The organism is Paenibacillus sp. MCAF9 (genome assembly GCF_052114265.1).
Taxonomy (GTDB): domain Bacteria; phylum Bacillota; class Bacilli; order Paenibacillales; family Paenibacillaceae; genus Pristimantibacillus.
The window spans coordinates 1-363 of record NZ_JBFREL010000105.1; the positions used below are offsets into that span (position 1 = coordinate 1).

Below are 363 nucleotides of genomic sequence, written 5' to 3' on the forward strand. Positions count from 1 at the left end.
CGCCAAGGTCGCCCTGTTCAGCATGCCCGCCGAGGCCGATCCGGTGCAGCGTGCTACCACCCTGCGCCAGTACCGCAACTACGCCAACCTGGCGGAAAGTTACAGCACCATTCCTTCGCGCTTCATGGCGATCACCCATGGTGTTTCCGCCGTCGGTAAAAGCCACGTAGCCATGCGTCTGGTAGAAGCACTGGGCGCGATTCGCCTGCGTTCCGATGTCGAACGCAAGCGCCTGTTCGGCGAACAGCACGTACCGAACGACCTGCAAGCCGGTATCTACAGCGCCGACGCCAGTGCTGCCACCTATTCCCGCCTGCATGAAATCGCTGGCGTGATTTTGCGCGCCGGTTTCCCGGTGGTCAT

General features: G+C 62.0%; 1 protein-coding gene. It reads left to right on the plus strand.

The annotated features are described in order from the left end of the window. Nucleotides 1-363 (plus strand): AAA family ATPase (locus AB4Z45_RS33090; protein WP_441913841.1); only part of this gene is annotated, 363 nt, incomplete at both ends.